This window comes from Salinifilum ghardaiensis (genome assembly GCF_054491345.1).
In genome coordinates, this window is the sequence record NZ_CM137101.1 from 4,012,081 (window position 1) to 4,026,066 (window position 13,986).

General features: G+C 72.4%; 13 protein-coding genes. 2 read left to right on the plus strand and 11 right to left on the minus strand.

The window, feature by feature from the left end; genetic code table 11:
• Window positions 1-86 precede the first annotated feature (86 nt).
• A complete protein-coding gene (locus ACVGV0_RS18275) occupies window positions 87-626 on the plus strand; it encodes a hypothetical protein (RefSeq protein WP_459156915.1) in 540 nt (179 codons plus the stop codon).
• Window positions 627-644: 18 nt separating this feature from the next.
• Here the strand turns inward: ACVGV0_RS18275 and ACVGV0_RS18280 are convergent, their stop codons facing one another.
• A complete protein-coding gene (locus ACVGV0_RS18280; protein ID WP_459156916.1) occupies window positions 645-1,262 on the minus strand; it encodes a nucleoside/nucleotide kinase family protein in 618 nt (205 codons plus the stop codon).
• Window positions 1,263-1,416: 154 nt separating this feature from the next.
• Window positions 1,417-2,064 (minus strand): winged helix-turn-helix domain-containing protein, encoded by a 648-nt coding sequence (locus ACVGV0_RS18285; RefSeq protein WP_459156917.1) that lies wholly within the window; start codon window positions 2,062-2,064, stop codon window positions 1,417-1,419.
• 288 nt (window positions 2,065-2,352) lie between these two features.
• On the opposite strand from ACVGV0_RS18285, the gene asnB reads away from it, so the two are divergent.
• Window positions 2,353-4,248 carry an asparagine synthase (glutamine-hydrolyzing) gene (gene asnB, locus ACVGV0_RS18290; protein ID WP_459156918.1) on the plus strand — a complete coding sequence of 632 codons (1,896 nt, stop codon included), beginning with the start codon at window positions 2,353-2,355 and terminating at the stop codon, window positions 4,246-4,248.
• A 76-nt stretch (window positions 4,249-4,324) separates the two neighbouring features.
• Here asnB and mutM read toward each other — a convergent pair whose 3' ends face one another.
• The 9 genes from mutM to ACVGV0_RS18335 all read right to left on the minus strand — a co-directional run bounded on the left by mutM (window position 4,325) and on the right by ACVGV0_RS18335 (window position 13,914).
• Window positions 4,325-5,224, minus strand: a complete 900-nt coding sequence (gene mutM, locus ACVGV0_RS18295) for a bifunctional DNA-formamidopyrimidine glycosylase/DNA-(apurinic or apyrimidinic site) lyase (RefSeq protein ID WP_459156919.1) — start codon at window positions 5,222-5,224, stop codon at window positions 4,325-4,327.
• A gap of 24 nt (window positions 5,225-5,248) precedes the next feature.
• A complete protein-coding gene (gene rnc, locus ACVGV0_RS18300) occupies window positions 5,249-6,013 on the minus strand; it encodes a ribonuclease III (protein ID WP_459156920.1) in 765 nt (254 codons plus the stop codon).
• A gap of 14 nt (window positions 6,014-6,027) precedes the next feature.
• Complete coding sequence (gene rpmF / locus ACVGV0_RS18305; protein ID WP_459156921.1) at window positions 6,028-6,210, minus strand: 50S ribosomal protein L32; 183 nt, start codon at window positions 6,208-6,210, stop codon at window positions 6,028-6,030.
• A gap of 2 nt (window positions 6,211-6,212) precedes the next feature.
• Window positions 6,213-6,782: a YceD family protein gene (locus ACVGV0_RS18310; RefSeq protein WP_459156922.1), complete on the minus strand. Its 570-nt coding sequence runs from the start codon at window positions 6,780-6,782 to the stop codon at window positions 6,213-6,215.
• A 182-nt stretch (window positions 6,783-6,964) separates the two neighbouring features.
• The gene (locus tag ACVGV0_RS18315; protein ID WP_459160053.1) at window positions 6,965-7,705 is read right to left on the minus strand and encodes a DivIVA domain-containing protein; all 741 of its coding nucleotides are present in this window, start codon (window positions 7,703-7,705) and stop codon (window positions 6,965-6,967) included.
• A gap of 178 nt (window positions 7,706-7,883) precedes the next feature.
• Complete coding sequence (locus tag ACVGV0_RS18320) at window positions 7,884-8,345, minus strand: guanyl-specific ribonuclease (protein WP_459156923.1); 462 nt, start codon at window positions 8,343-8,345, stop codon at window positions 7,884-7,886.
• Between the two features lie 287 nt (window positions 8,346-8,632).
• Window positions 8,633-9,115 (minus strand): pantetheine-phosphate adenylyltransferase, encoded by a 483-nt coding sequence (coaD, locus tag ACVGV0_RS18325; RefSeq protein ID WP_459156924.1) that lies wholly within the window; start codon window positions 9,113-9,115, stop codon window positions 8,633-8,635.
• Between the two features lie 69 nt (window positions 9,116-9,184).
• A complete protein-coding gene (gene rsmD, locus ACVGV0_RS18330; RefSeq protein ID WP_459156925.1) occupies window positions 9,185-9,853 on the minus strand; it encodes a 16S rRNA (guanine(966)-N(2))-methyltransferase RsmD in 669 nt (222 codons plus the stop codon).
• Between the two features lie 683 nt (window positions 9,854-10,536).
• Window positions 10,537-13,914 carry a pyruvate carboxylase gene (locus ACVGV0_RS18335; RefSeq protein WP_459156926.1) on the minus strand — a complete coding sequence of 1,126 codons (3,378 nt, stop codon included), beginning with the start codon at window positions 13,912-13,914 and terminating at the stop codon, window positions 10,537-10,539.
• Between the last annotated feature and the right edge of the window lie 72 nt (window positions 13,915-13,986).

The following is a 13,986-nucleotide window of genomic DNA, read 5'->3' on the forward strand; positions in this document are numbered from 1 at the left end:
GCCCGCATCCCGCGGACCTGCGGATCATCCCGGTTTTCCCGGTCGCTACGGTGTTGCTCCGACCACCCGAATCCGCGAGGACCGCGATGGACCAGGAAGACCCGGACTCCCGGCCGAGGCGCCTGCTGGTGCTCGCCGCCACCGGCGTGGGCGTGGCCACCGTTTTCGCCACGACGGCGGCGATGGTCGCCACCTCGCAACGCCCGGACGAGGCGGGACCGGACATCACGCTGCAACCGACCTCGGCAGTCGAGTCCAGCACCTCGTCGGGTCCGCGGCCGCCGCAGCCGCCACCGCCCGCGCCCTCGTCGTCCGAGAACCCGCGGACCACGACCGCGGGCTCGGAGTCCGCGGACGCGCCCGGGACGACCACGCAGGAGCAGCCGCGCTCGGAACCGGACGCGCCGCACCGCCCGCCCGCGCCGCCTCCGCAACCGCCGGACACCGGGACCAGCACGCCCGCACCGCCGCCGACCACCGACGATCCGGAGCCGACGAGCGATCCGACACCGACCTCGGATCCGACGGAACCGAGCACACCGCCGACGAGCACGGGCACGACGGACCCTCCCGAACCGACGACCAGCTCGGAGCAACCGGATTCGAGCAGCCCCTCGTCCGGGTGAACAAGCGCCGCGGTCCCCTCACCCCAGGTCCACGACGAGATCGGCCCGCTCCCTCGTCGGCGCGATCAGCGCGGCGTTGCTCTCGTCGCTGCGCTCGACCCACTCGCGCGCCTGCTCGGGGCTGCGGCCGTGCCGCACGTGCCGGTCGATGAGCCGCTGGACGCGCGCGCCGTCGTCGGGGGCGAGGAACCACGCCTCGTCGAGCAGGCCGCGGATCTCGTCCCAGGGCGGGCGGTCGAGCAGCAAGTAGTTGCCCTCGGTGATCACCAGCGGCACCTCGGGCGGCACGGCGATCTCCGCCGCGTAGGACTCCTCGACCGAGCGGTGGAACCTGGGGGCGTAGACGGTGCGCCGCCCCGGTTCGCGCAGGCGCCGCAGCAGCGCCACGTACCCGGCCGCGTCGAAGGTGTCCGGCGCACCCTTCCGGTCCTGGCTGCCCAACCGCCGCAGTTCGGCGTTGGCCAGGTGGAACCCGTCCATCGGCACCAGCGCCGCGTCCTCGCCCAGCGCGCCGAGCAGGAGCTTCGCGAGCCGTCCCTTGCCCGCGGCGGGGGCGCCCGCGATGCCGAGCAGTTCCCGCTCACCGCTCGCGGCGAGGGTCCGGGCGCGGTCCACGAGTGCGTCGAATTCGATCACGGCCCCAGGCTACGGGCGGCGGGCGCGGCGCGCGGGCCCGGCGGGGCTCGAAGGGACTCCGCGGATCGGCTGGCGCGGCAGGTCGAGTGGGGGAGCCTCCGGCGAGGCCTCGCTGCGGGATCCCCCGACATCGGGTAGCCACGCCTCGAAGCCGTCAGATCTCGAAGCGGTAGCCGCGCCCCGGTTCGGTGATGAAGTGGCGCGGGCTGTCCGGCTCCGGTTCGAGCTTCCTGCGCAGCTGCGCCAGGTAGCCGCGCAGGTAGTGGGTCTGGCGGGCGTAGTCGGAGCCCCACACCCGGGTCAGCAGGTCCTGCTGGCTGACGAGCGCGCCGTCCGCGCGCACGAGGATCTCGAGGATGGCCCACTCGGTCGGCGTCAGGCGCACGGCGATCTCGCCGCGCGCGACCTTCTTCGCGTCGAGGTGCACCGCGAACGACGGGGTGCGCACGACGTCGGGGGTGCTGCCACCGCTCCCGCGCCGCGTGACCGCCTGCAGGCGGGCGAGGAACTCCCCGACGTCGAAGGGCCTGCTCACGCAGTCGTCGGCACCGGCGTTGAGCAGTTCCGCGCGCAGGCCGGGGCTGTCCCGGGGTGCCACGGCGAGCACGGGTGCGTCGCTGCGGGTGCGCAGCCGCGCCACGGCGCCCGCGTCCGCGGTCGCGCCGAAGTCGACGATGCGCGCGTCGGGCTCGGCCTCCTCGGGGGCGGTGGCGTCGAGCACCTCGTAGCCGTGCGGGGACAGCACGGCCCGGAACGCACGTGCGGCGTCGGGGGCTTCCGCGATGACCACGACCGTCGGCATACCTCTCCTTCGGTTCGGTGCGGTGGCTTCCCTTCCTATCGTGCGGAGCGCTGTGCGCGGCACCACCTCCGCAACGGCGAGCGGCAGGCCCACGGCACCGCGGCGTTCCGGTGCGCACCGCACGCCTCTCCCCTCCGCATCGGGAGTGGGCGAGGTCACTCCGCCCTCGGATGGCCACCCCGGAAGTTCTTCGTTAACGTCACTAACAAGTTGTCCAGGGCAACGAACCGAGGTACCGACCGGCCGGTCGAAACGAGCACACAACCGGTACCAACGAGGGAGCGCACGATGTGCGGCATCTGCGGCTGGATCGATTTCCACCGCGATCTTCGCGGTGACACCCCGACGCTCGAGTCCATGTCGGACACCATGGCCTGCCGCGGCCCGGACGCCGCCGGCACCTGGGTGTCCCAGCACGCGGCCCTGATGCACCGACGCCTGGCGATCATCGACCTGCCCGGCGGCACCCAACCGATGACCTGCGACCCCACCGACAACTCCGCGGCAGGCGCCCCCGTCGGAACGCCCGGCCGCAGCGGCGACGCGGTCCGCGACGGCGAGGTCGCCCTCGTCTACAGCGGCGAGACCTACAACTTCACCGAGCTCCGCGAGGACCTGCGCAGCCGCGGGCACCGCTTCAGCACCGACAGCGACACCGAGGTCGTGCTGCGCGCCTACCTGGAGTGGGGCACCGAGCTCGCCGAGCGGCTCAACGGCATGTTCGCCTTCGCCATCTGGGACAACCGCACCGAGCAGCTCGTGCTCGTCCGCGACAGGCTGGGCATCAAGCCGCTGTACTACTACCCCACCGAGCACGGCGTGCTGTTCGGATCGGAGCCGAAGGCGATCCTGGCCAACCCCGCGGCCGAGAAGACCGTCGAGGCCGACGGCCTGCGGGAGCTCCTCCTGCACACCAAAACACCCGGGCACGGCATCTGGTCGGGCATGCGCGAAGTGCAGCCCGGCACCGTGGTCGCGGTGGACCGCACGGGGGTGCGCGAAACCACCTACTGGCGCCTGGAACCCGCCGAGCACACCGACGACCAGAGCACCTCCACCGCGCACGTCCGCGAACTGCTCGACGACATCGTGCGGCGCCAGCTCGTCAGCGACGTCCCCCGCTGCGTGCTGCTGTCCGGCGGCCTCGACTCCAGCGCGCTGACCGCGCTGTCCGCCGAGCAGCTCCGCGGCACCGGTGAGGCCCTGCGCACCTTCGCCGTCGACTTCGTCGGGCAGACCGAGAACTTCGTGCCCGACCTGATGCGCGACACCCCGGACGGCCCGTACGTGCACGACGTGGCCGAGCACGTGCAGTCCGAACACCGCGACATCGTGCTCGACCCGGGTGCGCTGGCCGACCCGGCCGTGCGACGCGCCGCCGTGCGCTCCCGCGACATCCCCGCCGGCCTCGGCGACATGGACCAGTCGCTGTACCTGCTGTTCAAGGCCATCCGCGAGCACTCCACCGTGGCGCTGTCCGGCGAATCGGCCGACGAGGTCTTCGGCGGGTACCGCTGGTTCCACGACCCCCGGGTGCAGCGAGCCGAGACGTTCCCCTGGATGGCGGCCGCCTCCGCGCACACGGACGAGCACCTCCGAGCCCTGAACCCCCACGTCCGCCGCGCCGTCGACGCGGAGACGTTCCTCGCCGACTCCTACCGCAGCGCGGTCGCGGAAGTGCCCACCGTTCCCGGCGAGTCCGACTTCGAGCGGCGCATGCGGGTGATCTGCTACCTGCACCTCACCCGGTTCGTGCGGATGCTGCTGGACCGCAAGGACCGCCTGTCCATGGCGGTCGGCCTGGAAGTGCGCGTGCCCTTCTGCGACCACCGCCTCGTCGAGTACGCGTTCAACGCGCCGTGGTCGCTGAAGACCCACGACGGGCGGGAGAAGAGCCTGCTGCGCGGCGCCACGGCGGACGTCCTGCCGGAGTCCGTGGCCAACCGCGTCAAGAGCCCCTACCCGTCCACGCAGGACGCGAAGTACGCGGCAGCGCTGCAGCACCAGGTGCACGACCTGCTCGGCGGGCAGGAGCCGGCGTTCGACCTGTTCGACCCCGGCCAGGTGCGCCAGGCCGCCGAAACCGAACCGGCCGAGCTCAGCGCCGGCGGGCGGAACCTGCTCGAGCACGTGCTGGACTTCTCCACCTGGTTCGAGCTGCACGCCCCGACCGTGAAGGTCTGAGTCCGGTCTCCCGCGGGCCAGCCCCTCCCCCGCACCAGCTCAGCCCGCGCCGGACGCCCTGCTGGTAGCGCGCCTGCTAGTAGTGCGCGTTGCGCGGGCGGGGCTGGCACGCGGGGCAGCTGTAGGCCGAGCGGTTCATGAACACGTCGCGGCGCACCGCCGCACCGCAGCGCGGGCACGGCAGGCCCGTCCTGCCGTACACCGACAGGGAACGCTCGAAGTAGCCCGATTCGCCGTTGACGTCGACGTACAGCTCGTCGAACGAGGTGCCGCCCGCCTCCAGCGCTTCGCGCATCACCGCGGTGACCGCGTCGAACAACCGGTGCACCGCGGGGCGGTTCATCGTCGCAGTGGGACGGGCCCAGTGCAGCTGCGCCCGCCACAGCGCCTCGTCGGCGTAGATGTTGCCGATGCCGGAGACGAGCCCCTGGTCCAGCAGCGCGCGCTTCACCCCGGTCCTGCGCGCGCGGAGCCGCTCGGTGAGCGCGGCCAGGTCGAAGGCCTCCTCGAGCGGATCGACGGCGATGTGCTCGATCGGCTTCGGCACGGCGAGCCCGGCGGCGGGCACGAGCTCGGCCAGGTGCAGGCCGCCGAACGTGCGCTGGTCCACGAACCGCAGCTCGGGACCGCCGTCGGCGAAGCGGAACCGCACCCGCAGGTGCCGCTCGTCGGCAGCACCGGAGGGCTGCACGAGCAGCTGTCCGCTCATGCCCAGGTGCACGACCACGGAGTCGCCGAAACCGGCGTCGGCGGCGGTGGGCTGCTCCTCCGCGCCGAGCTCGCACCACAGGTACTTGCCGCGGCGCCGCACGCCGCGCACGCGGCGTCCGACCGTGCGGGCGGCGAAATCGTCCGCGCCGGGGACGTGGCGCCGCACCGCGCGCGGGTGCAGCACCTCGACCGCGGCGACGGTGCGTCCCGCGACGTGCTCGTCCACCCCGCTGCGGACGACTTCGACTTCCGGCAGTTCAGGCACGACACGTCCTCGGCGGTCGGGGGGCTACTCCGAAGCGCCCGCTCCGGCCGCGTCCTCGGCCCCCGCGGCGACCTGGCTCTCGGAGAGCGCGCGCCACGCGGTCTCAGCGGCCTTCTGCTCGGCCTCCTTCTTGGTGCGGCCGTCACCGCGGCCGAGCACGTCACCACCGACGGACACCGAGGCGTGGAACTCCTTGCGGTGGTCCGGCCCCTGCTCGTCGACGTGGTACTCGGGCACGCCGAGCGAGGAGGCGGCGGTGAGCTCCTGCAGGCTGGTCTTCCAGTCGAGCCCCGCCCCGCGCTGCGGGGCCTCGTTCAGCAGCGGGTCGAACAGGCGGTGGATGACCTCGCGGGAGGTGTCGATACCGCTCTGCAGGTACACGGCCCCGAGCACGGCTTCGAGCCCGTCCGCGAGGATGCTCGCCTTGTCCCGGCCGCCGGTGAGCTCCTCACCGCGCCCCAGCAGCAGGTAACTGCCCAGACCGCCGTCACCGAGCTGGCGGGCCACACCGGCCAGCGCGTGCTGGTTGACCACGCTCGCGCGCAGTTTCGCCAGCTGCCCCTCCGGAAGATCCGGGTGGTCGTTGTACAGCCGGTCGGTGATCACCAGTCCCAGCACCGCGTCACCCAAGAACTCCAGCCGCTCGTTCGGCGGCAGTCCCCCGTTCTCGTACGCGTAGGACCGGTGCGTCAGCGCGAGGGTGAGCAGCTCGGCATCGATCTCGATGCCGAGCGCCCGCAACAGTGCACTTCGGTCGGCCTTGCGGCCCCGAGATTGCTTTCCCCCCACAGCTCAACCGCCGATCAGGCAGGCTGCCCGATCTGGCGACCCTTGTACTGGCCGCAAGCCGGGCAGACCGTGTGCGGCAGCTTCGGCTGACGGCACGAACGATTCGGGCACTCCGAAACCGTGGGAGCCGACGCCTTCCACTGCGAACGACGGTGGCGAGTGTTGGAGCGGGACTTCTTGAACTTCGGGACGGCCACGACTAGCTCTCCTTCTCGGTCCCGCCGAACCGCTCACGCAACGCGGCCCAGCGCGGATCAATGGTCTCATGCGTGTGGTCAGCGGCGAGGTCCACCCACTTCGCCCCGCAGCCGGCGCACAACCCCGGGCAGTCCGGGGAGCACACCGGGGCCGAGGGCATCGCGGGCAGCATCGCGTCGCGAACCACCGACTGCAGGTCGATCTGATCGTCCGCGATCCGTTCGACCTCGTCCTCCTCGGTGCTGGCGTCCGTCGCGCTGTCCGGGTACGCGAACAGCTCCCGCACCTCGACCTCGACCTCCTCCGCGACCGGGTCCAGGCAGCGGGCGCACTCGCCCGCCAGCTCCGCCGCGGCGGTGCCGGACACCAGCACGCCTTCCACCACGGACTCCGCCAGCACGTCGAGCCGCACCGCAGCACCGGCCGGAACCGAGATCAGGTCCAGGCCGAACCCCTCCGGAGCGGGGACCTGCCGGGAGTACGCGCGGCTGCTCCCCGGCTGGTGCGCCAGTTCCCGGACATCGAGGATCCAGGAGTCCCCGGGGACGTGCGCGTCGGCTTGCTCAGGCATCACAGATCCGGTCGTGCTTTCGGTACGCGGTCGATGAGTGGGCCGGCGGTCGGATGCGACGATCCCGAGTGACGGCGTCACCCGAGGCCAGCCCGTCCAGGCTACGCGAACAGCGCGCGCACCTGACACAGGGCCCGCGCCGCCGCGCGAGCACCGCAACGGCGGACCCGCCGGTGCGCCGCTCAGTTCGCCGGCGCGCGGTCGGAGGCGGACTCCTGCCAGTCCTCGTAGTCGAACGGCTGGTTCAGCGGGGTGCGCAACTGCTGCCTGCCCCGGCCCACGGTCCGCAGGGTGCGCGAGAGGAGGTCCTCCAGCTCGCCCAGGCGCGAATCGACGTAGGCGTCGCAGTCGCTGCGCAGCCGCTCGGCGTCGCTGTTGGCCTGGTCCACGATGCGCTTGGCCTCGGCGTGGGCCTCCTGGGCCACCTCGGTGTCGGTGACCAGGCGGGACTGCTCCGACTTCCCCTCGTGCACGGACTGCTCGTACGCCGCCCGCCCGGCCTGCACCATCCGGTCGGCCTCCGCCTGCGCACGGCTGATGTAGTCCTCGTACTCCCGCCGCCCGGACGTCGCGGCCTGCTCGGCCTCGGCGCGGGCCTCGGCCTTCACCTGGTCGGCCTGCTCGCGCGCGTCGGCCAGGAGCTGCTCGGCCTCGGCGCGGGCCTCGGAGACGGTGCGCTCGGCCTGCTGGCGCGCCTCGGTGAGCCGTTGCTCGGCCTGCGACTCGGCCTTGGACACGACGTCGTCGCGCTGCTCGAGCACGTCCTGGGCGTCGTCGACCTCGCGCGGGATGGCGTCCCGCACGTCGTCGAGCAGTTCCAGCACGTCCCCGCGCGGCACCACGCAACCGGACGTCATCGGCACGCTGCGCGCTTCTTCGACGATCGTGACCAGCTCGTCGAGAGCCTCGAACACCCGGTACACCTTGATCCCCCTGCCGTCGTCGCCGCCTCGGGACAAGCATGTCAGAGCACCCGCGACCGGCGATCACGGGTAGTGCCCCCGCCAGTCTGCCCCTGATCGGCCGCCGCGTCCCGCAATTTCGGCGATCCGCGTGTCCACGGCCGCAGCACGTCCCGGGGCGGCTCGGCGGAGCGGTCGGTCAGGCGTTGATGTCGGTCAGCCGGAAGCTCTCGTAGTGGTCGGCGGTGTAGAAGTACTCCTCGCCCCGCCCGACGACGAACCGGCGGGCACCGCGGTCGTCCTCACCGGGGGTCTCCACCGTGTACTCCTCGTAGTAGCCCTCGGCGCAGTCCGGCAGGATGCCCTCGCGGTTCTCGAAGGTCTGGCCGTCCTGCGGGTACGGGAACGGGCCGCCCTGCTGGATCAGCTCCACCGTGTCGGCGGCTTCCGGCGGGAGCTGGGAGAGGTCGACGCGTTCGAACTCGCTCGTGTCACCGCACGGCGCGGCCGCCACCTGCGCGGGCGGAGCCGCGGCTGCGGGGGTTCCGGCCGCGGGAGCTTCGGCCGCGGCCGCCCCGGCGGGTGCCAGGACGAGCACCGCGGCGAAGAGCGCGGCGACGAGGGGGCGCGTGCTGGTGCTGTTCCGTGTGATCCACCGCATGGTCGCTGACCGTAGCCGCGCTCGATGACCTCGAAGGGGCGTTGACGTGAACACGTCGGACTCTCACCCGCCCGGGCGATAACGCGGGAAGGTCCGGATCGCCGCACGGGAAGGGCCCCCTGCGCACGGGAAGCGGTCCCGCCGAGCCTCCCGGCACCGGGGAACGCCGGCGAGGGTCCTGCCCGCTCCCGCGGTCCGACGAGGTTCCAGCAGGCCCCGGCACCGCAGAGCTCCGACCCCTCAGAGCCCCGGCACCGCAGAGCTCCGGTACCGCAGGACTCCGAGCCTCAGGAGGTCTCGGCCAGGCGCTCGCGCAGCCGCTGCTCGATCTTCGGCGGCAGCAGCCCGGTCACGTTCCCGCCGTAGGTGGCGACCTCCTTGACCAGGGAGGAGGCCAGGAAGCTGTACTCCGGATTGGTGGACATGAACAGCGTTTCCACACCGGACAGGCGCTGGTTCATCTGCGCCATCTGCAGCTCGTAGTCGAAGTCGCTGACCGCGCGCAGCCCCTTGACGATCGCACCGATGCCGTTGTCCCGGCAGTAGTCGACGAGCAGCCCGTGCCAGGAGTCGATGCGCACGTTCGGCCAGCTCGCCGTGACGTCGGCGAGCATCCCCATCCGCTCGTCCACGGTGAACAGGCTCTTCTTGTTCTTGTTCTCCAGCACCGCGATGACGACTTCGTCGAAGAGCTTCGCGGCTCGTTCGATGATGTCCAGATGGCCGTTCGTCACCGGGTCGTACGACCCCGGACACACCGCGCGCCTCATGAGGCGGAACCGTAACAGCGCATAGCACCCTCCCCCACGCGCGCGTGGTGTGGCTCACCACGCGCCCACTCAGCTGTTCCCGCTCGCCGCGGAGGCCTCGGCGTCCGCCACTCCCCCGGCGCTGCCCGGGGGTTCGGCGTCCGCCGGGGCTTCGGTGTCCGCCGGGGCTTCGGTGTCCGCCGGTTCGTGGAGGGCCCAGTACACCACCGTTTCGCCGTAGCGGCGCACGCGCGTCTGCCGCAGCGGCTCCGGCCATTCCCAGGCGTCGCCCCGGGTGGACTGCTCCATCACGACGAGGCCGCCCGCAGCCACCCAACCGCCGGTGACCAGCGCTTCGAGCACCTCGCGCAGGTGCGCTCCGGTCAGCGCGTACGGCGGGTCGGCCAGCACCGCGTCGTAGGGCGCGTCCGCGTGCGCCGCCAGCGCGGATTCGGCCTTGGCCACGGTGACGGCGGCCGAGCGCTGCTGGCCGAGCGAGCGGATGTTGCCACGCAACGTCTCCGCGGCGCGGCGGTCCGATTCGATGAACAGGGCGTGCTCGGCACCACGGGAGAGGGCTTCCAGACCCATGGCACCGGACCCGCCGTAGAGGTCGAGCACGCGCGCGCCGTCGAGGTCGAGCATCGCTTCCAGCGCGTTGAACACCGCCTCGCGGACCCGCTCGGACGTGGGGCGGGTCCCCCGTTGCGGCACGTGCAGACGCCGGCCCCCGAGGCTGCCGGCCACGATGCGGGTCACGAGCACCCTCCTCCGTTGCGCTACCGGCGCGCCGCCGATCCCCTCCGCGCCGCCCCGGCGAGCCCGCGGAGCCCTGGAGCCCTGCGGAACCGCGCCGGGACCGCTCCGCGGACGCCCCGAGCTGTCGGACATTCCCCGGGAGATGCCCGAACCCCCGGGCGCAGGCCTCCTCGTTCCACCGGGCACGACCTCACCTCCAGGATAGGTCCTGCGGGGCAGCAGGTCGCTGCCCGGGACGGCAGCGAGGCCAGCACCGGACCTCGGGTGCGGCACGAGAGGCCCGATGAATCTAGTTTTTCCAAGGAATCAGTTGACTGCCCTGGAAGCGGGAGATCGGCACACGCTCCGCGCTCCGGAGGAACTCCCCGCGGGCTTCGCCGACCGGACCAGCTGACCGGAGCAGCTGACCGGCTCGGCGCGGGTCCCGCGCCAGCACTTCACGCGAACGAGTGGTTTGAACCCCCACGAGAAATGCCCCAACCGCTGGTCGCGGGGCTTCTCAGGCCGGCCTGCCCCGGCTCCGACCGCGTCCGCGCTCACGCGGACGAGCGAACCGGCCGCGGAGACCGGACGAGGGGACCGGCCGAGGGGACCGGCCGAGGGGCCGGAGCACCCCCGGGGCGCTCCGGCCGGACCGCAGCTCGGGCCGGGCGGGTGCCGCGGCACGGCACCGGGAGCCGGGGTCACCCGAGCTCGACGATGAGGTCGCCTCCCTCCACCTGCTGCACGGCGGCGATCGCCAAGCGCTTGACCTGCCCGGACTGCGGCGCGGTGATGGCGGCCTCCATCTTCATCGCCTCGATCGTGGCCACGGTCTGACCCGCGTCGACGCTCTCGCCCTCGGCCGCGGCGAGGGTCACGACCCCGGAGAACGGTGCGGCCACGTGCCCCTGGTCGGTGCGGTCGGCCTTCTCCGCTGCGGGCAGTTCGGAGGCCACCGAGCGGTCCCGCACCTGGATCGGCCGCATCTGCCCGTTGAGCGTGGCCATGACGGTCCGCATGCCCCGCTGGTCGGGTTCGCTGATCGCCTCCAGGGCGATGATCAGCCGCACGCCCGGCTCGAGGTCGACGGAGTACTCCTCCCCCGGCCGGAGCCCGTAGAAGAAGTCCTTGCTGCGCAGCAGCGACGTGTCGCCGTAAGCGGCGCGGTGCTCCTCCAACGTCGCGGTGGGCTTGGGGAACAGCAGCCGGTTCAGCGTGGCGCGCGGGTTCTCCCGCAGCCCCTGCTCGTCCTCCTCGGACAGCTCGGTGACGCCCCGGGTGGCGGTGCGCCCCTCCAGCGCGCGCGTGCGGAAGGGCTCCGGCCACCCGGCGGGCGGGTCACCGAGCTCGCCCTGCAGGAAACCGATCACCGAGTCGGGGATGTCGAACCGGCGGGGATCGGCCTCGAAGTCCTCGGGGGAGACCCCCGCTCCGACGAGGTGCAGCGCGAGGTCGCCGACGACCTTGGACGAGGGGGTGACCTTGACCAGGCGCCCGAGCATGCGGTCGGCCGCGGCGTACATCGCTTCGACTTCCTCGAACCGGTCGGCGAGCCCGAGGGCGCGCGCCTGGGTGCGCAGGTTGGACAGCTGCCCGCCGGGGATCTCGTGCTCGTACACGCGCCCGGTCGGCGAGGCCAGGCCGGCCTCGAAGGGCTGGTAGATGCGGCGGGCCGCTTCCCAGTAGGGCTCCAGGTCGCACACCGACCGCAGGTCGATCCCGGTCGCCCGGTCGGTGTGGTCGGTGGCAGCGACGATCGAGGACAGCGCCGGCTGGGAGGTGGTGCCCGCCAGGGAGGCGCTGGCGCCGTCGACGGCGTCCACCCCCGCCTGGATGGCGGAGAGGTAGGTGGCCAGCTGGCCGCCGGGGGTGTCGTGCGTGTGCAGGTGCACCGGCAGGTCGAACTCAGCGCGCAGCGCCGACACGAGAGTGGCCGCCGCGGGCGCGCGCAGCAGACCGGCCATGTCCTTGATCGCGATGACGTGGGCGCCCGCTTCGACGATGCGCTCGGCCAGCCGCAGGTAGTAGTCCAGCGTGTACAGGTCCTCGTTCGGATCGGACAGGTCGCCGGTGTAGCACAGCGCCACTTCGGCGACCGAGGACCCGGTGTTGCGCACGGCCTCGATCGCGGGGCGCATCTGCTCGACGTCGTTGAGCGCGTCGAAGATGCGGAAGATGTCGATGCCGGTTTCCGTGGCCTCGCGGACGAACTCCTCGGTGACCTTGGTGGGGTACGGCGTGTAGCCGACCGTGTTCCGCCCGCGCAGCAGCATCTGCAGGCAGATGTTCGGCATCGCCGCGCGCAGCTTCTCCAGGCGCTCCCACGGGTCTTCGGCGAGGAACCGCAGCGCCACGTCGTAGGTGGCGCCGCCCCAGCACTCCACGGACAGCAGCTCCGGGGTCGCGCGGGCGACGTGCGGGGCCGCTTCGAGCAGGTCCCTGGTGCGCAGCCGGGTCGCCAGCAGCGACTGGTGCGCGTCGCGGAAGGTGGTGTCGGTGACGCCGACGGCGGAGCGCTGCCGCAACCAGCCGGCGAACCCCTCGGGGCCGAGTTCGTCGAGCCGCTGCTTCGACCCGGCCTGCGGTGCGGCACCGCCGTGCAGCTTGGGCAGTTTCGCCACCGGTTCGACGGCGGTCGGCCGCGGGCCGTTGGGCTGGTTGACGGTGACGTCGGCGAGGTAGGTCAGCATCCGAGTGCCGCGGTCGGCGGAGTGCCGCGCGGTGAGCAGTTGCGGTCGCTCGTCGATGAAGGACGTGGTGACGCGCCCCGCCGCGAAGTCCGGGTCGTCGAGCACCGCCTGCAGGAACGGGATGTTGGTGGCCACACCGCGGATGCGGAACTCGGCGACGGCCCGGCGCGCGCGTGCGACGGCCGTGGAGAAGTCGCGGCCGCGGCAGGACAGCTTCACCAGCATCGAGTCGAAGTGCGCGTTGATGCTGTTGCCCGCCATCGCGGTGCCGCCGTCGAGCCGGATGCCCGCGCCGCCCGGCGAGCGGTAGGCGCTGATCATGCCGGTGTCCGGGCGGAACCCGTTGGCCGGGTCTTCGGTGGTGATGCGGCACTGCAGCGCGTTGCCGCGCAGCCGGATCTGGTCCTGCTGCATGGACAGCTCCGGCAGGCTCGCACCGGCGGCGATGCGCATCTGCGACTGCACCAGGTCGGCGTCGGTCACCTCTTCGGTGACGGTGTGCTCGACCTGGATGCGCGGGTTCATCTCGATGAACACGTGCCGGCCGTGCTCGTCGACGAGGAACTCGACGGTGCCGGCGTTGCGGTAGCCGATCTGGCGGGCGAACCGCACCGCGTCGCCGCAGATCCGCTCGCGCAGCTCTGGGTCGAGGTTCGGTGCGGGGGCGAGCTCGATGACCTTCTGGTGCCGCCGCTGCAACGAGCAGTCCCGCTCGTACAGGTGCACGACGTTTCCGTGCGTGTCAGCGAGGATCTGCACCTCGATGTGCCGCGGGTTGACCACGGCCTGCTCGAGGAACACGGTCGGGTCGCCGAAGGCGGACTCGGCTTCGCGCATCGCCGTGTCGAGCGCTTCGCCGAGCGCGGCGGGGTCGTCGACGCGCCGCATGCCGCGCCCGCCGCCGCCGGCGACGGCCTTGACGAACACGGGGAACGGCATGTTCTCGGCGGCCGCGAGCAGCTCGTCGCGGTCGCGGGAGGGCTCCGAGGAGTCGAGCACCGGCACGCCCGCCTCGGCGGCGGCGGCCACGGCGGTGGCCTTGTTGCCGGTCATCTGGAGGATCTCGTGGCTCGGCCCGACGAAGGTGATGCCGGCCTGCTCGCAGGCGCGCGCGAGCTCGGGGTTCTCCGACAGGAACCCGTAGCCGGGGTAGACCGCGTCCGCGCCGGAGCGCTGCGCCGCAGCGATGATCTCGTCCACGGAGAGGTAGGCGCGCACCGGGTGGCCGGGTTCGCCGATCTCGTAGGACTCGTCGGCTTTGAGCCGGTGCATGGAGTTGCGGTCCTCGTGCGGGAAGACCGCGACGGTCCCGGCCCCCTGTTCATAGGCGGCGCGGAAGGCTCGAATCGCGATCTCCCCGCGATTGGCGACGAGCACCTTGCGGAACATTGCCGGCTACCTCCTACGGGCGGGTGTCGGTTGATGCTCGAACATTACCGCGAAATTTCTCCGGAGCGGGAG

Coding starts and splice junctions, on each gene's coding strand:
- ACVGV0_RS18275 (WP_459156915.1), top strand. CDS start 87: ATGGACCAGGAAGACCCGGACTCCCGGCCGAGGCGCCTGCTGGTGCTC.
- ACVGV0_RS18285 (WP_459156917.1), bottom strand. CDS start 2,064: ATGCCGACGGTCGTGGTCATCGCGGAAGCCCCCGACGCCGCACGTGCG.
- asnB (WP_459156918.1), top strand. CDS start 2,353: ATGTGCGGCATCTGCGGCTGGATCGATTTCCACCGCGATCTTCGCGGT.
- ACVGV0_RS18310 (WP_459156922.1), bottom strand. CDS start 6,782: ATGCCTGAGCAAGCCGACGCGCACGTCCCCGGGGACTCCTGGATCCTC.
- ACVGV0_RS18320 (WP_459156923.1), bottom strand. CDS start 8,345: ATGCGGTGGATCACACGGAACAGCACCAGCACGCGCCCCCTCGTCGCC.
- coaD (WP_459156924.1), bottom strand. CDS start 9,115: ATGAGGCGCGCGGTGTGTCCGGGGTCGTACGACCCGGTGACGAACGGC.
- ACVGV0_RS18335 (WP_459156926.1), bottom strand. CDS start 13,914: ATGTTCCGCAAGGTGCTCGTCGCCAATCGCGGGGAGATCGCGATTCGA.